The following is a 17,735-nucleotide window of genomic DNA, read 5'->3' on the forward strand; positions in this document are numbered from 1 at the left end:
GATGGAAACCCTGACTGAACTGGAACGGGGAAACATCGGCCGTGCCGCTGCCGGCCCCGTGCTGAGCGTGAAAAACCTGCAGGTCCAGTACACGGCGGAAAGCGGAAACGTCACCGCCGTGGATGGTGTTAGCTTCGATATCGGCGCCGGAGAAGTGTTCGGCCTCGCCGGTGAATCAGGCTGCGGCAAGTCGACCATCGCAAACGCCATCATGCGGCTCCTGCAGACCCCGGCAAAAATCACAGGTGGTTCCATCGAGCTCGCTGGAAGGAATCTCCTGGAGCTGGGCGAGGAAGAACTGCGACGTACCCGCTGGCGCGACGTCGCCATGGTCTTCCAAAGCGCGATGAACTCCCTGAACCCCGTCATGACCATCGGAGATCAGATCGTTGATGTCTTCACCACTCACGAAAAAATGTCCAAGCAAGCCGCCCGCGAACGCGCCGCGGAGCTGCTGAAACTTGTCGACATCAGCCCMGACCGCCTCAAGTCCTACCCGCACCAGCTCTCCGGCGGAATGCGCCAGCGGGCAGTGATCGCGATAGCGCTGGCGCTTAAACCCTCTCTCCTCATCATGGACGAACCCACCACGGCCCTGGACGTGGTCGTTCAGCAGGAAATCATGCACCAGATCAAAGAACTTCAGCAGCAGCTGGGATTTTCCATTCTGTTCATCACCCACGACATCTCACTCATGGTCGAACTCTCCCACCGCATGGCTGTGATGTATGCAGGAAAGCTGGTCGAGGTCGCTCCCTCCAAGACAATGCTCGACAACCCGCTTCACCCCTACACGAACGCCCTGATGGGAGCGTTCCCTCCGCTGACCGGACCAAGAGTGGAGCTGATAGGCATCCCGGACGCCCCGCCGAACATGGCTCACCCCCCCACCGGGTGCCGCTTCCACCCCCGGTGCCCGCTTGCTATCGACTCCTGCCGCACCATCGAACCGCCGCTCCTTCCAGGAGCCGAAAACCACGAGGCAGCCTGTCTGCTCGTACCCGGATATGTCGTCCCCCGCGAAAGGTCACGCCGATGAGCCCCGCACACAGCACCTCATCCCTCCCAGGAACGGCGACCGAGCCACTGGTTCAGGTACGCAACCTGAGCAAGGACTATCAGCTTGGAAGTTTCCCGTTCCGTTCGACCGTACATGCGGTCAACGACGTCTCCTTCGACATCAACCGCGGCGAGATTGTGGCACTCGTCGGGGAATCCGGCAGCGGAAAGAGCACCATCGCCCGGATCCTCGCCCGCCTCGAGCAGCCCACAGGCGGCCAGCTCATCCTCGACGGACAAGACATATTTGCCACCGAACGCCGCCGGGCGTCGATGAAGTACCGCAGCAAGGTCCAAATGGTCTTCCAGGACCCCTTCGGATCCCTCAACCCGGCGCACCGCATCGAGCACTTCCTGACGCGTCCCCTGCAGCTTCACGGAGAAAACGACAGCCCGCAGGCCCTCAAACTCAAGCTGCGTGAACTAATGGCAACAGTCGGTCTGGGCGAACAGATGCTGGACCGATACCCCCATCAGCTGTCCGGCGGACAGCGGCAGCGCGTCGCCATCGCCAGAGCCCTGGCCGTGGAACCCGAAATCATACTGGCCGACGAACCCACCTCGATGCTCGACGTCTCGGTCCGCATCGGAATTCTCAATCTGATGCGCAAACTCCGCGATGAACGGGGCGTGTCCATGCTCTACATCACCCACGACCTCGCATCCGCACGCTACATCGCAGACACAACGATGGTGATGTGCGCCGGGGACCTGGTCGAGGGTGGCGAGAGCATTGAGCTGATGGCCGCCCCCCATCACCCTTACACACAATTGCTGCTCTCCGCCGTACCCGACGCCCGCAGAACCCAGACCGTTCGCCCACCGAAGAGGGACGCCACAGGGCGGAACGCTGCCCGGGGCACCGGCGAGCGGATCACCCTGAGCAAATCCCATTGGGCGCTGAAAGTGCCGGAATCCGCCCACTGACGGCCCCAAATCCGCCGTCCGAGAGGCCGCTTTACCCGCGGAATCAGACCCGCACAGCTCCATTGGCTGCCGAAAACCCAGAAAGAATCCCATGATGAACCCCTCTGCTGCACTGTCCGCCCTACCCGAGGTGGTCGTTGTCGGCGAAGCACTTATCGATGTGGTCCACACGGGGAACGGCGTCACCGAGCACCCGGGGGGCTCCCCCGCCAACGTGGCCTACGGACTCGCCCGTCTCGATGTTTCAGCGTCCCCTCCGTGGCAACCGTTGTCGCGGACACCATCGGGGCAGGAGATGCCTACATGGCGGCCCTCATCCTGGGGCTGCTGACCAGAGGAGGCGAGGGCCTGGCTCCGCCCGTTCTCGAACAGATCGCCCGCATGGCATCCATGGCAGCCGCCATTACGGTGGGCCGTCCAGGGGCGGACCTGCCCTTCTTGGCTGAAATGCAGGCCCTGGTCAGCTGACCACCACTTTCCGTCTCCAACACCGCGGCCAATCTGACGATCACCGTCAGATCCTGGCCCTTTCCTTGCCCCATTCCGAACCTGAAACGAGTGCACCTCCCATGACGGCCGTGACCACCACACACCCGGAAGCCTTCCGGCCCGCCCTGCATTACACGGCCCGAAACACCTGGCTCAATGATCCCAACGGACTGATCTACCATCAGGGCCTCTACCACCTCTACTACCAAAACAACCCGTTTGGAGACACCTGGGGAAACATGTCCTGGGGCCACGCCACGTCGGAGAACCTCACCGACTGGACCGAACAGCCTGTCGCGATTGCCTGCGACGAGCAGGAGGACATCTTCTCCGGCAGCATCGTGTTCGACAGCCAAAACTGCAGCGGGTTCGGCACCGAATCGGCGCCCCCGCTGGTGGCCATTTACACCAGCGCCTACAAGGAAGCCTCGCCGCTGCACGGCGTCCAGGCCCAGTCGCTGGCCTACAGTCTGGATGGCGGCTTCACCTGGAAAAAATACGCGGGCAATCCCGTGCTCAGTCGCAACTCGGCCAACTTCCGTGACCCCAAGGTTTTTCGCTATGACGGCGGGGCCGGCTCCTACTGGGTGATGGCGGCCGTCGAAGCCCACGACTACAAAGTAGTCCTCTACAAGTCCGATGACCTGAAAACCTGGGAACACCTTAGCGATTTCGGCCCCGTCAACGCCACAGGCGGAATCTGGGAATGCCCGGACTTGTTTGCTTTGCCGGTGGACGGCAATCCACTGGAGATGAAATGGGTTCTGACGGTGAATCTGAATCCCGGCGGCCCGAACGGCGGTTCAGCCGGGCAATACTTCACAGGAGACTTCGACGGCGTCCAATTCACCTCCGACTCCATCATCACCAGCGGGGAGCAGGACCCCGACCGCCTTCAGGAGTACAACTGGCTGGACTGGGGACGGGACTATTATGCCGCCGTCTCCTTCAGTGACGCCCCCGACGGCAGGCGGATCATGATCGGCTGGATGAACAACTGGGACTATGCCAATCAGATCCCGACTTCACCCTGGCGGAGCCCCATGTCTCTGCCCCGGGAACTCTCCCTGGCCACAGTTGGCGGCCGCACCAGATTAGTCCAGAACGTCGTAGAGGAAGCCGTATGCAGCGATCAGGAGCCGGCTGTTCAGGACGGCCCCGTCCATCTGGCCGGGGAAACACGCCCGATCCCAGCCGCCACGGGCACGGTTCAGCTCATTGAAGCCGAGTTCACGGCCGGGACGGCCGAAGAATTCGGCCTCGTCGTTCGCGGGAGCGGCACGGAAGGAACCCGAATCGGCATCAACCCCGCCCAGGGCCGCCTCATCCTCGACCGGACGGCCTCCGGTGACACCGGCTTCCACGGTGGATTCGCCTCCGTCGACACCGCCCCCATCAGCGCCCGGGACGGCCGATACAGCCTGAAGATCTACGTCGACCACTGCTCCGTCGAGGTCTTCGCCCAACACGGCGAACTGGTGCTTACGGACCTGATCTTCCCGGACGAAACAAGCACCCGAGTTTCCATCTACGCCCACGGCGGCTCCGCCACATTCGAGAGCCTGAGGATCACGCCCCTGGTATAGGCCGGCGTCCCACACGACGCAGCCGCACACCGCAATACGGCCGCAGCAAACCAGATATGAAAGGCACCAGCATGGAATACCGCAAACTTGGTTCATCCGGGATGTACATCAGCGAACTGGCCTACGGAAACTGGGTCACCCACGGTGAGCAGATCGACCAGGACGCCGCCACGGCCTGCGTCCGGCAGGCCCTGGATCTGGGCATCACCACTTTCGACACCGCCGACGCCTACGCCGGCACCCGGGCAGAAAACACGCTGGGTGAAGCGCTAGCCGGTGTGCGGCGCGAAAGCGTCGAGATCTTCACCAAGGTCTACTTCCCCACCGGCGAGGGCCGGAACGACCGCGGGCTGTCCCGCAAGCACATCATGGAATCCATCAACGGCTCCCTGAAGCGGCTGCAGACCGACTACGTGGACCTCTACCAGGCCCACCGCTACGACTACGAGACGCCGCTGGAAGAGACCATGCAGGCCTTCGCCGACGTCGTCAGGCAAGGAAAAGCCCTGTACATCGGCGTCTCCGAATGGACCGTGGACGAAATCCGCGCCGGCGCCGCCCTCGCCCGGGAACTGGGCATCCACCTCATCTCCAACCAGCCCCAGTACTCCCTGCTCTGGCGGGTCATCGAAAAAGAAGTCGTCCCCACCTGCGAGGAGCTGGGCCTGGGACAGATCTGCTGGTCACCCATGGCCCAGGGCGTCCTGACCGGAAAATACGTCCCCGGCCAAGAAGCCCCGGCAGCATCCCGCTTCACAGGCGGGAACGGCAAGCTCAAGTCAGACAACCGCTACCTGACCGACGACATCCTCACCCGAGTCCAGCAGCTCAAACCGCTCGCCGCGGACGCCGGCCTGTCCATGCCCGCACTCGCCGTCGCCTGGGTACTGCAAAACCCCAACGTCTCAGCAGCCATCGTCGGAGCCTCACGCCCGGACCAGCTCAAAGACACCGCAACCGCAGCCGGAGTGAAACTGGACCCCGCCCTGCTGGCACAGGTCGACCACATCCTGGACCCCGTCATTGAACGGGACCCCGCAAAAGTGGAGTCTTTCACAGCCCGCCCATGACCGCGCGGGTAGCAAATGGCGTGCGCGTCTGGGAGCACGTCATCGACGAGCGAGACGTAGAAGTTGAGCTTGCCAGCGTATTCGGGCTGGAACTTGCCGTCCTGAGCTCAACGACGACGTAGCCCGTTAACCGCACCAACAATGCAATTCACAGCTGATGCTCGGCACCGCTCCCCGTCAGGAACGGGGCATTTTGTGCAGACACTGTCTGCACAATCGTTCTGCTCAACTGTTCTGCCGGCCTGGCAAAGGTAACTGAGCCTGTCACTACCGGAGTCTGTGAGTCCGTCCTGCGGCCGATAGCGGATACTACGCCATGGACGGGCTGATCGTTACTGGTAATTACGCAACCTCTCCCCTGCCACGCATTGCTCGACGAAAGGCAGGTTATCGGCGTTACCGGAATCGGCCGGTAAGGGCCGCTTCGAAGCGCATAACTGAGCGCCCATTCGAGCGCTGACTCGGGTCAGGGTTTGCGCCGGGCGGCTTTGGCTGCCGCGAGTTCGCGTTCCAAGCGCTGGTTGGCAGCCTCGAGTTCAAGGACGGTGCGGATGCCGGCCAGGTTAAGACCGTCCTGCAGCAGGGTGCTGATTCGGCGCAGGGTCGCCAGGTCCTGTTCGCTGTACAGGCGGGTGCCGCCCAGTGTGCGGCCGGGCTCCAGCAGGCCCTTGCGCTCATACAGGCGCAGGTTCTGCTGCCCCATTCCCACAAGTTCGGCCGCCACGGAGATGGCATAGACCCCCGCGGCCCTGCCGGTTTTCGGCGCCATCGCATCCTCCAAAAAACTCCAAAATACCCTCTTGCACCAGTGTCGCACCGGTGCTATAAAAAATCTATGCCAGCCACCACAGATAATCTGGCTGGGTTAACGAACATATGTAAGGAGCGAGAAGACCATGCTGATGCGAACCGACCCTTTCCGTGAGCTCGACCGGCTCACCCAGCAGGTGCTCGGGACGACGGCCAGGCCCGCCGCGATGCCCATGGACGCCTGGCAGGACGGGGAAGAATTCATCGTCGCATTCGACCTGCCAGGGGTGGATGTCGACTCGGTGGACATCGACGTCGAACGCAATGTCCTGACGGTCAAGGCCGAACGCAAGAACCCGACGGGCGAGACGACGGAGCTGATCGCCTCCGAGCGTCCTTGCGGGGTCTTCAGCCGCCAGCTAATCCTCGGCGATGCCCTTGACGCCGAAGCGGTGAAGGCAGGCTATGACGCGGGGGTACTCACGCTGCGAATCCCGATGGCCGAAAAGGCAAAACCGCGCCGGATCCCGATCGAGATCGACAAAAACCAGCGCCAGGAAATCAACGCCTGACCCCCACTGATGGTCCCCGGTTCCTCGCGGACCGGGGGCCATCCCGCCACCCAGCCGGGGAAAGGGGCCCGAAATGAGCGCCTGGCGCCCGTACGACAGCCAGCTGCTGCCGGCATTCTACGAGCGGTTCGAACAACGCTGGGGAAAGGAAACCGCACCTTTTCTGGATCCCGAGGTGCATGAGCAGCCCCTGCCGCGGGCCCAGTGGATCAACCCGGACACCGGGGCTGCTCTCGCGGTGGTCCCCATCTGGACCGAGGACCCGCGGCACCGCTCCTTCGGAGTTTTTTATCTCCCTCCCGCCGGCGATATCTGGATGCTGCGGCCCGGAATCACTGCCTACACAGAGGGCGGCAAGGAAAGCACCCAGGAACAGCTCTCGCTCCGCAACGACGCCTTCAGGAAAGCCGTCAGCCACGCGAAGGAATTCATCTACGGCACCCAGCCCTAGGCCGCGTCCTGCACCGGGCACAAGGTCCCCCTGCACAACACCTCAAGGCCCGAGGCTCCGGTATGGAACGCACGATATCAACGGCGGCCGAAGCAGACGCGCCAGCCGAGAACAACGGTATGAAAGGAACTGAGATGACCTCCCCGCACTTTGACCGGTTCCTCAGCGAAGCTCTCGCCACTGAGCGCGAATCCGACGCCGGGCTGGGCAAAGACGAACTGTACGGCCTCTACACCAGCTGGTGCCTGATCAACCAAGACCAGCCACAGGCAGCCCGGTCCCTGTGGGCCGCGCTGAAGGAACGCCGGATCAACCCGGCTCACAACCGCCTGACAATGACCGGGCCGGCCGCTACCGACTACATCATCGCCAGCGCGCCCAATTCCCTGCCCTGTGGCATGTGGCGAGGTCCAACCTTCGTATGGGTATCGTCGAAATCTGGAACTCCATTAACAAGCGGGCATACCTGCAGAAGGCCCGAAAGTATGCACCCACACTCCGGATGCGTGATCTGGTCCCGAGGGAAGAAGGAATCAGGGCCCAGGCTGTTATGAGGGACGGGCGATTTGAGCACGACTTCCTCATTCGACAGACGGCGCGCACCGTTCATGTTGTAAACGCTCCCTCACCTGCAGCGACATCGGCAATGCCGATCGCGCGTCATATCGTCGACACAGTCGTTGCAGGCGCCGAGACTACGGCTATCCCGTCCGCTAGTTAGGCCATCGTTCGACGCGCCGGCGACAACCCTGACGCCACGATCGCTGCCAGTTGCATGAGGACACCCGTGAGGCCAACGGATTCGGTCAGAGCCTTGAGATTTCAACACCGACAGCGGGACAGGAGGAGGCAGCATGAAGATGCACCGCACCAAAGAATCACAATCCCTCCGAGGCACAACTGTCGACGTACGCCTTCAAGGTGAGCTGTACCGCCGAGGTCTTGTTGACGACGCGATGCCGGATGCCTCCGGCATCTGGTTTGCCGCCGAAGGCCATCACACACGCGAGTACATCGACAAAGCCATGGGATACAACATCTGGACAAGCCTCTACCCCCACCCCGGTGAGAGGAAGTGACAATGTTGTGCGCCCGTCCCGAGCGCGTACGACTACGCATAGGCGAACATTTCCACACCCCGCGATTTTGCTGGTCATCTCACCTCTGGTGTGAACTATCCAACGCTTCGAACGGCGTGTCGACCTTGATCCCCCTTAGCCGACCGCATCCCGGTCGGGCAGCTCCATGTCCGCCTGCGCGGTCCCGAACTCCTTAGTGGTTTCGCCCCGCAGGTGCCTCTGGTTCGTCCCAACGCTGATACCAGGTGTCCTTCGTTGGGAAGAGCTTGCTGTTCGGCCGGGGGTAGCTTGTCGTAGGTATAGGCGGCGACGGCCATGGGCGACGTGGACCGCCCGAGGCTGTACCGGACGCTCCGGTCGTTCTTGGTCCCGCAGATGAGGATGCCGATGTCTCCGGATTTCATCGTCTGAAACGGATATGGAAATCTCCCGGCTGGGTCATGGCGAAGGTCATGGCATCGCCACGAACTTCAGGGACATCCGGCACGAACAGGCCCGTTCATTGCCGATTCCCCAGCGTCGACACCACTGCAGTCAGAGACGCACCCGAGCAGCGCGCAAAAACTCCGAGCTGTGACACCGGCACCCTGAAAAGGGGTCAAGCCCGCACTACCAAATGTCCGGCCTCTGGTCACACCATCACGGAAGGTGATAACCCCGCCCCGGGCAGCCATCCAGACCTGAATGCCCGGCGGCCGGTCGGGTGTCAACGCAGCTGTTCCTGCCAGTCGCCGGGCACCCGTGAGGCCGGTCCAGGGACCGTCTGGTCCGCCGGATGATGTGCCGGGGGCGCCAGTTCCGGACCGTCAAAGTAGGTGGATTGGCGGTAGTCCCAGAACCAGTCCTCGCCCGGTTCGAAGCTGCAGATGACCGGGTGCCGCTTTGAGCGGGCGTGGGCTGTGGCGTGCTGGGAGGGTGAATTGTCGCAGCAGCCGATGTGGCCGCACTGGGCACATCGCCGCAGGTGAAGCCACCAGCCGCCGTCGGCTTCGCATTCAACGCAGCCGGTCCCGCTGGGCGGCACCGAAACATCGATGCCGGGGGTATCGCCCATGGCCGCCTCCTCGCTCGGGTGCGCGTGGAACAAGGCCAACTTTACGCCGGCCGGCCCGCCCCGGGGAGGGATGCGGTCGTACGGGTCACGGCCCAGGGGCTGCCGCAATCTGTCGGGATTCGTCTTGAGCGCGGCGCGGTCCCAGCGCCCGGCCTCCGCTGCGGCAAGGTACGTGGAATGCAGGAATTGCTGCACATGCTTGTCGGGGTCGGCCGCGCGGCGGACCGCCTCATAGGGCAGCAGATAGAGTCTTAAGTCATGGTCGTAGGCTGCATCGGCCGGTTCCACCGGGTATCCGGTGAACCCTGCCGGCTCCGGGTAGGCGTAGGCATAAAACGCGCCCTCGTCCCGCCGCCGGGCCAGAACCCGCAGCTGCTGACTTCGTTGGAGTAGGCCTCCTCCATGACCCAGTCGGCGCAGTTCGGGGACCCTCCCGGGTGTCTGGGCGCCGGCCGCCCGGAGAACCGCGTGCAGGCCAGATCCATTCCTCCCCAGAAGAAGTGCGCGGGGCTCACCTTGCCCGGGAAGTAGGACCTGAACGCATTGAGCAGGCGGTCGGCCTGGATCAGTTGGTGCCAGAACAGCCGGACGGCTTCGCTGTCATAAGAGGCGTGCTGATAGTCCTCGGCGAAGGGTATGGCCGGTTCCACCTCGTTCGGGACCGCACGGATGGGTGCCTGAATGCCGAGCCTGGCGAGGGTGTCAAACACCTCCGCATGGAACGCGGCCACGGACTTGGGTTCGAGGACGACGCTCCGGGCAGTCCCGTCGCTGGCGCGGACGTGCAATTGGTGGTCGCAGAAATCGAATTCGACGTCGAATGCCCCGCCCCCGCAGGGGATTTTCGACGTCGACAAACCGCGCGGTGTGACGTATGGCGTCACGTGCCACCAGTGGTTCAGCATTGGCGTGAGCGCCATGCGGATCTTGCCGACAATCTGCATCCACATGCGGACAGTGTCCCGGGTTTGAATCCAGTCTTCGATCCGGAGTTCGGGCCAGCCGTTGCCGGGGCCGGGTACTTCAGCCGCGTTCATCGCAGGTCCTTCCGTGCCGAATACCGGACATACGAGTTCAGTCCGGCCGCACCCGTTTGTTCCATCCGTGGAACGGTGCCCAGTTGCCCGCGTCCCAGGCGTCGCGGAGGCCCGGGGTGCTGAGGTCCCAGTCCGGCCGGATCTCGCTCATCACGGCGCGCAGGTCGTGGCGCAGGTCCTCGACGGAGGGGCGCCCCCAGAACCAGTAGCCGTTGTAGATGCTGTGGATGACCAGGCCGGGCTTGAGAACCAGGGTGTGGGGGATCATCGGATCGTGGTCCGGGTCGGTGTACTCCAGGATGTCCAGATCCTTCTGCACAATGCGGCCAGGATCCGAGAGGAATGGCCATTGCGCCCCCACTGACGCGCGGAATTCCTGGAGCACGTGGTGGTCATCGGTCGCGATTGTTGCCATCTGCGTGTAGGCGACAGCGACCTTCGGATAGAACGCTGCAAGCTCGAGATGTTGCTGATGCTCCTTCGGACAGTAGTGTCCGCGTGAAAGCGTCAGCACCAACGGGTCCTCGCCCTGCAACTCACTGAGCTTACGGGGAACGTTTTCGTGGTCAGGCAACTCGTAATCGGGAAAGATGCCGCCGGGTGCAATGTCGGAGCGCACGATTGGGCCGCCTTTCAGATAACGGTACGCAGCGATGGTCCCGGCCGTCGACGTCGTTGCCGGCGCCATGGTTCCGCCGCTCCTGCGGGCGAGCCTACGCCGAGGCCGGGAAGCCAGCAAGGGTGCCTGGAGTGGACGGTAATTTACCCTTGACTTTCGCTCTGGAGCGGACAAATGTGGGGTTCCGAGGGCAGCGTCCCCGGTCCGCAGACCGGCCGGGGGGCGACCAGGAAAAGCTTGCTGCGAACCTGGAGCGCGGCCCGGAGCGTCAGCATTTTGACCGGCGTTCGGCAGCGTTCCCGGGTCCACTAGTCTGGTGTCGCCCTGTTTTGGCGCGCCCGACCAAGGGAGGCCGGGATGAGTACCGTCGACGAAAGCAAACAAAGTACAACCGGCAGCCCGCCGGTGAAGCCCGGGGAGTTCAGGCTCGAGGTCATCGTCGTGCCGGTCTCCGACGTCGACCGGGCCAAGCAGTTCTACGAGTCCCTGGGCTGGCGGCTCGACGCCGACGCCGCCATCGAGGCCGGCTACCGGCTGATGCAGTTCACGCCCCCGGGGTCGGGCTGCTCGATCATCTTCGGCGAGGGCGTCACCTCGGCCCCGCCGGGGTCGGCCCAGGGCCTGCACCTGGCGGTCTATGACATCGACACGGCCCGGGCCGACCTCATCTCCCGCGGGGTCGAGGTCAGCTCGACATTCCACGACAGCACGGGCGTCTTCCATCACGCCGGGACCGAGGCACGCGTGGACGGCCCGGCTCCCGACCACCGGGACTACGGCTCGTTCGCGTCCTTCACCGACCCGGACGGCAACGGCTGGGTCCTCCAGGAAATCAAGACCCGGCTCCCGGGCCGCTGACGCCAACGCTGAAAGGAGACCCCGATGGCCACCGTTTACGAGTCCGTGGGCGAACTCGCGGACGCCCTCCGGCGCGCCGCGACTGCCCACGGCAAGCACGAGGAACTCACCGGCCAGGAAGACCCGAACTGGCCCGACTGGTACGCGCTCTACATGGTCCGCGAACACGCCGGGGAGGAGTTGCCGACATGAGCGACTACGACGTGATCGTGATCGGCGCCGGCTCACCGGGCGAACACTGCGCCGGCGAACTCGCCGAGGGCGGCCTGCGCGTGGCCGTCGTCGAGCGCGAGCTGGTCGGCGGTGAGTGCACCTACTGGGCGTGCATCCCGTCGAAAACCTTGCTGCGGCCCGGCGAGGCGGTCCATGCGGCACGCCAGGCTGCCGCCACTGCCGAAGTCGACATCGAGGCGGCCTTCGCCTGGCGCGACTTCATGGTTTCGGACTATTCCGACGCGGGGCAGGAGCGCTGGCTGGCCGATCACGGCATCGACCTGCTGCGCGGCACCGGCCGTCTCGCCGGTCGGGGCGTGGTCGAGGTTGACGGCGTGCGGCATACGGCCGACCACGTGGTCCTGGCCAACGGCGCCGATCCCGTCGTGCCGCCGGTCCCGGGCCTGCGCGAGCTCGACGGCGTGTGGACCAGCCGCGAGGCGACCTCGATGAAGGCCGTCCCCCGCCGCCTGCTCATCCTCGGCGGCGGCCCGGTCGGCGTCGAGATGGCCCAGGCCGTTCGCCGATTCGGCGGCGAGGTGGCAGTCATCGACAGGTCCGGACACGTCCTGGCCCGGGAGCCGGCGCCGCTGGGTGAGGCCCTCGGCGAGGTTCTGAGTCGTGAGGGCATCGAACTCGTGCTGCCGGCAACCTCGACCGCGGTGCGGCGAGACCGTGGGGACTACATCGTCGAGATCGACGGCGGGCGCGAGCTGAGAGGCGACCGCCTGCTCATCGCCACGGGCAGGCGCCCGCGTACCCAGGCGCTCGGTCTGGAGACCGTTGGCATCGAGCCGGACGCCCGCGGAGTACCGGTCGATGGGCACCTTCGCGTGGCGGACGGGCTGTGGGCGATCGGCGACGTCACCGGCATCTGGCCGCTGACCCACGTAGGGAAGTACCAGGGCGATATCGTCGCCGCGAACATCCTCGGTGAGGCGCGGGAGGCAAACTATGAGGCCGTTCCGCGGGTCACCTATACGGACCCGCAGGCCGCGGCGGTGGGTGCCGCCGAGGGCCGCTTCAGCGCCACGGCCCCCGTAGCGGAACTGCCGAAAACATCCACCTACACCCGTGCCTACGCCGAGAGCAACGGCTTCCTGACCGTCCTCAGCGACGGCGAACGGCTGACCGGTGCGTACGCGCTCGGCCCGGACGCCGGCGAGTGGCTGCAGCAGGCGACGCTGGCGATCCGGGCCTGTGTGCCCATCGATGTCCTGAGCGACACGATCCAGCCGTTCCCGACATTTTCAGAAATCTATGTATCCGCGCTTAAGGGACTACGCGGGGAGATCGCGGCTGCCCGCCGGCCGGTCGGCGCGGGACCATCCTCGGCGGACTGAGGGAAGGCGATCCGATGAGCACCGCAGCCGCCGCTTCGCCGGCCGCACGCAAGCAGGATCTTGCGGGTAACCCGTGGTGGTGATATGCGGCAGCGCCGGCATCATCCTCGCCGGCCGTGATTCCGCGAAACTGGAACACACGGCCAACGAGCTCCTGCGTTGGGATTTCCTCATCGGCGATGAGCGGAGGCGTTTGGGATGCTGTGGAAGGCCGAACTGCAGAGTTGACCTCAGAGGCTGCCTTGCATCTGGTCAAGTTGCGATCGGTGTCGTCGACCGGTGGCGATTCGAGCGCTTCCAGCGGGGAGATCGAGACGGGATGAATTGAGCGTGTTGGGATGAGCGCTGTCACAGTCACTACTGGGCAGGCGCCAGATATCACGGAGGCTGTGATGGGCGAGAAGGTGCCGAGCTGATGGCCGCGACCGATCATCTTCGCGTCAGCGACAGCATTGGAAAGTTGTTGTCGCTCAACGTGGGAATGCCGAAAGACGTTGCTTGGAAGGGCAAGACGGTCCACACCGGCATCTACAAATACCCGGTGGACGGCCCCCGGTTCGTTCGACGATTCAATGTCGACGGCGACGGCCAAGGCGACCTCGGTGGCCACGGCGGTGAACAGCGCGCGGTGATGGTGTACCAGCAGGGGTCGTATGACCACTGGTCTGAACACCTCAACCGCGATGATCTGGTGCCCGGTAACTTCGGCGAGAACTTCACCGTCACGGGCCTCGCGGATGATGAGGTCTGCATCGGCGACCGGTATCGGATCGGTGACGCCGAGTTCGAGGTGACACAGCCACGAGTGACGTGTTACCGCGTCGGCCTGCGCCTGGGGGTGCCGCAGATGGCTTCGCTCCTCGTCTCTCACCGGCGACCCGGCTTCTACCTGCGGGTGGTCACGGAAGGCACAGTGCAGGCCGGCGATCCGATCGTGAAAGTCGCCGATGGACGCCATCAGCTGACCGTTGAAGCGATCGACGGCCTGCTCTATCTGCCGGACCGATCTCACGAGCTCCTGAAGCTCGCGGTCGACATTCCGGCGCTGAGCCCCGGCTGGCAGCAGTCCTTCCACGAGCTGCTCGCCGCGGCGGACATGGGCCAGACCTTGCCGCAGGCCGAGGCGGGACAGGAACCTGGATGGAACGGGTTCCGGCCCTTTACCGTGACCAAGACCGTCCGGGTGACACCGTCCGTGCTCTCCCTCTATCTGAGCGACAGATCAGGCGCGGCCCTCCCGGCGGCTAAGCCCGGCCAGTACCTGACGCTGCGGCTGCCGGTCGGCGGCACGTCCGCGGTCCGCAGCTACTCGATCTCCGGCCGCCCGGACGACGCCACCTACCGGATCAGCGTGAAGCGGGAGGAGCATGGAACCGTTAGCCGGTACATCCACGACACGGTCGCCGACGGAAGCGTCATCGACGTCGCGGCTCCCCGCGGGGAGTTCGTGCTCGACGACACCGACGAGCCGGTGCTGCTGCTTTCGGCGGGAATCGGGATCACCCCGGTGCTGTCGATGCTGGCCTCGCTGGCCTCCGCGCATCCGGATCGGCAGGTGTGGTGGCTCCATGTCGCCAGGGCCGAGGCAGACTACGGCCTTGCTCCCGAGGTTGAGCAGCTGCTCGGCCGGCTGACGAACGCCCACTCCTTCCTCTGGTTCACCCGTGCGGCCCCGCCGCTCGAGGGGCCGGCGCCCGGAACGATGTTCGGACGACTGGATGGGGACGGCTTGCGCGCGCTCGGCTTCGACGTGGCGTCGAGCGCCTACGTCTGCGGCCCGTCGGGATTCATCGAAGGGATGACCGAGGCGTTGAAGGCCATCGGCATCGCTCCAGGACGCATCCACTCCGAGCTCTTCAGCGCGCTGGCGTCGCTCAATCCCGGTGTCGTGGCGATGACGCCGGTCGCGCCGCACCCGCCGGTGGGAACCGCGGGAACCGGGCCGGCCGTGACCTTCGTCCGAAGCGGTCTCACGGTGAACTGGTCGGACCGGTACGGGTCGCTGCTCGACCTGGCCGAGGCCTGCGACGTTTCGACGCGATGGTCGTGCCGCACTGGCGTGTGCCATACCTGCATTACCGGACTGCTCAGCGGCGCGGTCGACTACTCGCCCGAGCCGCTGGAGCGACCGGAGGCGTCGCAAACGTTGCTGTGCTGTGCTCAACCGACCACCGAAGCCGTCTTGGACGCCTGACCCGCGAGGAGTTCGCGTACCTGGGCACGACCTCGTTTCCATCCTGGCGAGCTCGGTCGCCTCGGTGCCACCCAGCAGAGAATTCCTCAAAATACGTGTTGACGCTCACCGCGTGCAAGTGGCAAAATCTCCCCTGTTCGAGCGGCTAGCGGTCCCGGCGAGCCTGCACTCACAAGGACCGCATGCCGCTGGAACGCGCGGGGATGCAAAGACGCAGAGAACCAGTGAGTGGACCGATGCCACCGGATACCAGCTATGTGCAGGCGATCCTTCCCGGTGCCCTGCTTTGGGGGCTCGGAGCCGGCCTGCTGGTGACACCTCCGACAGCCGCTGTGCACCGTCCCGTTACGCAAGGAGTGAAATGACCGTGTTCATCAACGAAGAGACCCGGCGCTCATCCGGACCGCTCACAGGACAGACTGTCGTCGTGATCGGCGGCAGCATGGGGATCGGCCGTGCGACTGCCCTCGAGGCCCGCGCACAGGGGGCCGAAGTCATTCTCACCGGCCGCGATCCTAATCACTTGCGACTGGCCGCGCAGGAGGTTGGCGCGCTCAGCACGGCTGCCTTCGACGCCACGGAACACGAGCGCCTCGAACAGTTCTTCGACGAGCTCCCCCAACCGATCGACCATGTGCTCGTCACCGCTGGCGGGTCCTACTACGCCCGGGTACCCGATATGGATTTGGCACGCGTCCGCGACGCGCTCGAAGAGCATCTCCTCCTCCCCCTGAACGTCGCCCGATCGGCCATCGGCACCGTGCGCCCAGGTGGCACGCTGATCTTCATCACCGGCACCGGCGCACGCCACCCCGGCCCCGGCCTGGCCGTCGCGGGCGTTTTCGCAGCGGCCCTGCCGGCTCTGGTCGCGAATCTCGCCTTGGAGCTGGCGCCCATCCGAGTGAACCTGCTCGCGGCAGGCTTCGTCGACACGCCCCTGTCGGCGTCACTGCTCGGCGACGATCTCGACGCCCGTCGCAGCGAGCTTGGCAGAACCCTGCCCATCCGGAGGGTCGTGGAACCGGAGGACGTGGCCCGGCTCGCTGTTCACATCATGACCAACTCTGCACTGACGGGTGCGACCTTCGACGTCGATGGCGGCGAGCAAGTCCTTGGGAAGGAGTGAGGAAGCCGGGTCGGCGCACGACACTTCCCTGCACGGCACTTCCCTGTAGGCGACGCTGATCAGTTGCCGTCGAAGACAGCCTCTGGGCTCCACTCCGATGCCGGCTGAGAGTGAAGCCGCCAGTAGGCTTCGGCGATCAGTTCCGGCGCGAACGCTGTTCCATCCGCGATGTCTCCGGCGATGGTGACCCCGGTGACGTGCACGTTCTGCCGGACCAGCTCGTCATGCAACAAATGGGTGACCGCGCGCAGGGCGGTCTTTCCGATCGAGAGGGTCGCGTGCTCGGGCTGCGGGTCGTGGCTGAGCCAGCTGTTCGTCGTCAGGAACGTGCCGGTGCGGGCCTGTGCCATCGCCGGCGTGAGAACCTGCGCAGCAGTGATGGCGCCGAGCACGTCGACGTTGTACGCGGCCATCAGATACTCGGCGTCCGCGGCCAGGACACTGTCTCTTGCGATCAGGGCAGCGTTGTAGACCACGATTCCTGGGGCGTCGATCTGTGCGATGGCTTGCAGCCGTAAACGGAACGCATCCTGGTCGGCGGCGTCGGCGAGCACGGTGTCGATGTTGGCGCCGGAAGCGCGCAATTCGTCGGCGAGAGCGGCAAGGGACTCCTCGTGGCGCGCGACGAGCGTGATTCGGAACCCTTCTCTGGTATAGCGACGGGCCACAGCGGCCCCGAGGCCCGGTCCGGCTCCGATGATCAGGACGTGCTTCGGGTCGATTGCGGCCGCATTAGTCGTCCCTCCGGTCGGAATCATGCCCTTTCGATCTCCCGGCCCGGCATCGGCTCTGCGATTGCTATCCGCCATGCGGGGGCGCCAAAGGTGTCGGCGAAGTACTGCGTCTCATGCACTACCTTCTCTTGAGCGAATTGCATGACGGACACCGAGTAGGTCGGCACGCCGTCATACGTGATGATGCACTCGCTCACCCAAAGATTCCCGCTTCCGAGGATCCGCAGCACCGTGAAATGCCTCTCGGCAGGGTGTCCACCACGCTGCGCCGCAATCGTCGTTCGGCCTCGGAAGCGTTCACCCGACTGGGGATAGTCGAGGATCGCGTCGTCGGAATAGATAGCGTGCTCGGCTTCGCTATCCCTGCTTTCCGATGTGCGCCAGTGTGCCTCGAGTGCCGCCCTGGTCGGATCCATCGTGTTGTCCTTTCCGTGGGTGATTTCCGTCGATTCAGGTCGCCGTCCAGCGGTCTGCTTGTGGTCCAGTTTGAGTGCTGGCAGTTCCTCTCGCAATCCACTTTCAGCCCGACCCGGTCGATCTGAGAGGTCACGTGCGCGGCCAATGCGGCCGGGGT

Annotated in this window: 17 protein-coding genes and 2 pseudogenes; 13 read left to right on the top strand and 6 right to left on the bottom strand. The window is 64.6% G+C overall.

All coding sequences use genetic code 11. From position 1 onward, the window contains the following. Position 1: 1 nt before the first annotated feature. The 5 genes and pseudogenes from AC1DZQ_RS01440 to AC1DZQ_RS01460 all read left to right on the top strand — a co-directional run bounded on the left by AC1DZQ_RS01440 (position 2) and on the right by AC1DZQ_RS01460 (position 5,131). Entirely contained in the window at positions 2 to 1,039 is a 1,038-nt protein-coding gene (locus AC1DZQ_RS01440; RefSeq protein WP_476961797.1) for an ABC transporter ATP-binding protein, read from the top strand. Beyond that, the gene (locus tag AC1DZQ_RS01445) at positions 1,036 to 1,986 is read left to right on the top strand and encodes an ATP-binding cassette domain-containing protein (RefSeq protein ID WP_476961798.1); all 951 of its coding nucleotides are present in this window, start codon (positions 1,036 to 1,038) and stop codon (positions 1,984 to 1,986) included. Before AC1DZQ_RS01440 ends, AC1DZQ_RS01445 begins: the two co-directional genes overlap by 4 nt. A 246-nt stretch (positions 1,987 to 2,232) precedes the next feature. Then, positions 2,233 to 2,454, top strand: a pseudogene (locus tag AC1DZQ_RS01450) (PfkB family carbohydrate kinase); the annotation flags it as partial. 101 nt (positions 2,455 to 2,555) lie between these two features. Beyond that, the gene (locus AC1DZQ_RS01455) at positions 2,556 to 4,061 is read left to right on the top strand and encodes a glycoside hydrolase family 32 protein (protein WP_476961799.1); all 1,506 of its coding nucleotides are present in this window, start codon (positions 2,556 to 2,558) and stop codon (positions 4,059 to 4,061) included. 71 nt (positions 4,062 to 4,132) lie between these two features. Beyond that, positions 4,133 to 5,131 (top strand): aldo/keto reductase family protein, encoded by a 999-nt coding sequence (locus AC1DZQ_RS01460; RefSeq protein ID WP_476858053.1) that lies wholly within the window; start codon positions 4,133 to 4,135, stop codon positions 5,129 to 5,131. A gap of 466 nt (positions 5,132 to 5,597) precedes the next feature. Here AC1DZQ_RS01460 and AC1DZQ_RS01465 read toward each other — a convergent pair whose 3' ends face one another. Continuing rightward, entirely contained in the window at positions 5,598 to 5,900 is a 303-nt protein-coding gene (locus AC1DZQ_RS01465) for a MerR family transcriptional regulator (RefSeq protein ID WP_476961800.1), read from the bottom strand. 127 nt (positions 5,901 to 6,027) lie between these two features. Here AC1DZQ_RS01465 and AC1DZQ_RS01470 point away from each other — a divergent pair, with 127 nt between their 5' ends. The 3 genes from AC1DZQ_RS01470 to AC1DZQ_RS01480 all read left to right on the top strand — a co-directional run bounded on the left by AC1DZQ_RS01470 (position 6,028) and on the right by AC1DZQ_RS01480 (position 7,983). Next, positions 6,028 to 6,453 carry an Hsp20/alpha crystallin family protein gene (locus AC1DZQ_RS01470; protein WP_476961801.1) on the top strand — a complete coding sequence of 142 codons (426 nt, stop codon included), beginning with the start codon at positions 6,028 to 6,030 and terminating at the stop codon, positions 6,451 to 6,453. Between the two features lie 73 nt (positions 6,454 to 6,526). Beyond that, entirely contained in the window at positions 6,527 to 6,904 is a 378-nt protein-coding gene (locus tag AC1DZQ_RS01475) for a hypothetical protein (protein ID WP_476961802.1), read from the top strand. A gap of 854 nt (positions 6,905 to 7,758) precedes the next feature. Next, on the top strand, positions 7,759 to 7,983 hold the full coding sequence (locus tag AC1DZQ_RS01480; protein ID WP_476961803.1) for a hypothetical protein: 225 nt from the start codon (positions 7,759 to 7,761) through the stop codon (positions 7,981 to 7,983). 706 nt (positions 7,984 to 8,689) lie between these two features. On the opposite strand, the gene AC1DZQ_RS01485 is transcribed toward AC1DZQ_RS01480, so the two are convergent. The 3 genes and pseudogenes from AC1DZQ_RS01485 to AC1DZQ_RS01495 form a co-directional block, all read right to left on the bottom strand. Then, on the bottom strand, positions 8,690 to 9,037 hold the full coding sequence (locus tag AC1DZQ_RS01485; RefSeq protein ID WP_476962030.1) for a UBP-type zinc finger domain-containing protein: 348 nt from the start codon (positions 9,035 to 9,037) through the stop codon (positions 8,690 to 8,692). 183 nt (positions 9,038 to 9,220) lie between these two features. Next, a pseudogene (locus AC1DZQ_RS01490) lies at positions 9,221 to 10,074 on the bottom strand (DUF5996 family protein); the annotation flags it as partial. Positions 10,075 to 10,111: 37 nt separating this feature from the next. Continuing rightward, entirely contained in the window at positions 10,112 to 10,762 is a 651-nt protein-coding gene (locus AC1DZQ_RS01495) for a redoxin domain-containing protein (protein ID WP_476961804.1), read from the bottom strand. A 288-nt stretch (positions 10,763 to 11,050) separates the two neighbouring features. On the opposite strand from AC1DZQ_RS01495, the gene AC1DZQ_RS01500 reads away from it, so the two are divergent. The 5 genes from AC1DZQ_RS01500 (at position 11,051) to AC1DZQ_RS01520 (ending at position 16,427) form a co-directional block, all read left to right on the top strand. Beyond that, positions 11,051 to 11,551: a VOC family protein gene (locus AC1DZQ_RS01500; protein WP_476961805.1), complete on the top strand. Its 501-nt coding sequence runs from the start codon at positions 11,051 to 11,053 to the stop codon at positions 11,549 to 11,551. A 24-nt stretch (positions 11,552 to 11,575) separates the two neighbouring features. Beyond that, positions 11,576 to 11,743, top strand: coding sequence for a hypothetical protein (locus tag AC1DZQ_RS01505; RefSeq protein ID WP_476961806.1), 168 nt, complete (start codon positions 11,576 to 11,578; stop codon positions 11,741 to 11,743). After that, the gene (locus AC1DZQ_RS01510; protein ID WP_476961807.1) at positions 11,740 to 13,107 is read left to right on the top strand and encodes a dihydrolipoyl dehydrogenase family protein; all 1,368 of its coding nucleotides are present in this window, start codon (positions 11,740 to 11,742) and stop codon (positions 13,105 to 13,107) included. The genes AC1DZQ_RS01505 and AC1DZQ_RS01510 overlap by 4 nt, the downstream gene beginning before the upstream one ends. A gap of 415 nt (positions 13,108 to 13,522) precedes the next feature. After that, positions 13,523 to 15,301: an MOSC domain-containing protein gene (locus tag AC1DZQ_RS01515; RefSeq protein ID WP_476961808.1), complete on the top strand. Its 1,779-nt coding sequence runs from the start codon at positions 13,523 to 13,525 to the stop codon at positions 15,299 to 15,301. 361 nt (positions 15,302 to 15,662) lie between these two features. Beyond that, entirely contained in the window at positions 15,663 to 16,427 is a 765-nt protein-coding gene (locus tag AC1DZQ_RS01520; protein WP_476961809.1) for an SDR family oxidoreductase, read from the top strand. A 59-nt stretch (positions 16,428 to 16,486) separates the two neighbouring features. Here AC1DZQ_RS01520 and AC1DZQ_RS01525 read toward each other — a convergent pair whose 3' ends face one another. Further along, positions 16,487 to 17,185: an SDR family NAD(P)-dependent oxidoreductase gene (locus AC1DZQ_RS01525; protein ID WP_476961810.1), complete on the bottom strand. Its 699-nt coding sequence runs from the start codon at positions 17,183 to 17,185 to the stop codon at positions 16,487 to 16,489. Next, a complete protein-coding gene (locus tag AC1DZQ_RS01530) occupies positions 17,182 to 17,577 on the bottom strand; it encodes a nuclear transport factor 2 family protein (protein WP_476961811.1) in 396 nt (131 codons plus the stop codon). Before AC1DZQ_RS01530 ends, AC1DZQ_RS01525 begins: the two co-directional genes overlap by 4 nt. Between the last annotated feature and the right edge of the window lie 158 nt (positions 17,578 to 17,735).

The sequence above is a fragment of the Arthrobacter sp. P1_C12_2 genome (genome assembly GCF_056406415.1).

Coding starts and splice junctions, on each gene's coding strand:
- AC1DZQ_RS01470 (WP_476961801.1), top strand. CDS start 6,028: ATGCTGATGCGAACCGACCCTTTCCGTGAGCTCGACCGGCTCACCCAG.
- AC1DZQ_RS01465 (WP_476961800.1), bottom strand. CDS start 5,900: ATGGCGCCGAAAACCGGCAGGGCCGCGGGGGTCTATGCCATCTCCGTG.
- AC1DZQ_RS01500 (WP_476961805.1), top strand. CDS start 11,051: ATGAGTACCGTCGACGAAAGCAAACAAAGTACAACCGGCAGCCCGCCG.
- AC1DZQ_RS01480 (WP_476961803.1), top strand. CDS start 7,759: ATGAAGATGCACCGCACCAAAGAATCACAATCCCTCCGAGGCACAACT.
- AC1DZQ_RS01455 (WP_476961799.1), top strand. CDS start 2,556: ATGACGGCCGTGACCACCACACACCCGGAAGCCTTCCGGCCCGCCCTG.
- AC1DZQ_RS01495 (WP_476961804.1), bottom strand. CDS start 10,762: ATGGCGCCGGCAACGACGTCGACGGCCGGGACCATCGCTGCGTACCGT.
- AC1DZQ_RS01445 (WP_476961798.1), top strand. CDS start 1,036: ATGAGCCCCGCACACAGCACCTCATCCCTCCCAGGAACGGCGACCGAG.
- AC1DZQ_RS01475 (WP_476961802.1), top strand. CDS start 6,527: ATGAGCGCCTGGCGCCCGTACGACAGCCAGCTGCTGCCGGCATTCTAC.
- AC1DZQ_RS01525 (WP_476961810.1), bottom strand. CDS start 17,185: ATGATTCCGACCGGAGGGACGACTAATGCGGCCGCAATCGACCCGAAG.
- AC1DZQ_RS01520 (WP_476961809.1), top strand. CDS start 15,663: ATGACCGTGTTCATCAACGAAGAGACCCGGCGCTCATCCGGACCGCTC.
- AC1DZQ_RS01510 (WP_476961807.1), top strand. CDS start 11,740: ATGAGCGACTACGACGTGATCGTGATCGGCGCCGGCTCACCGGGCGAA.
- AC1DZQ_RS01460 (WP_476858053.1), top strand. CDS start 4,133: ATGGAATACCGCAAACTTGGTTCATCCGGGATGTACATCAGCGAACTG.
- AC1DZQ_RS01530 (WP_476961811.1), bottom strand. CDS start 17,577: ATGGATCCGACCAGGGCGGCACTCGAGGCACACTGGCGCACATCGGAA.
- AC1DZQ_RS01515 (WP_476961808.1), top strand. CDS start 13,523: ATGGCCGCGACCGATCATCTTCGCGTCAGCGACAGCATTGGAAAGTTG.
- AC1DZQ_RS01505 (WP_476961806.1), top strand. CDS start 11,576: ATGGCCACCGTTTACGAGTCCGTGGGCGAACTCGCGGACGCCCTCCGG.
- AC1DZQ_RS01485 (WP_476962030.1), bottom strand. CDS start 9,037: ATGGGCGATACCCCCGGCATCGATGTTTCGGTGCCGCCCAGCGGGACC.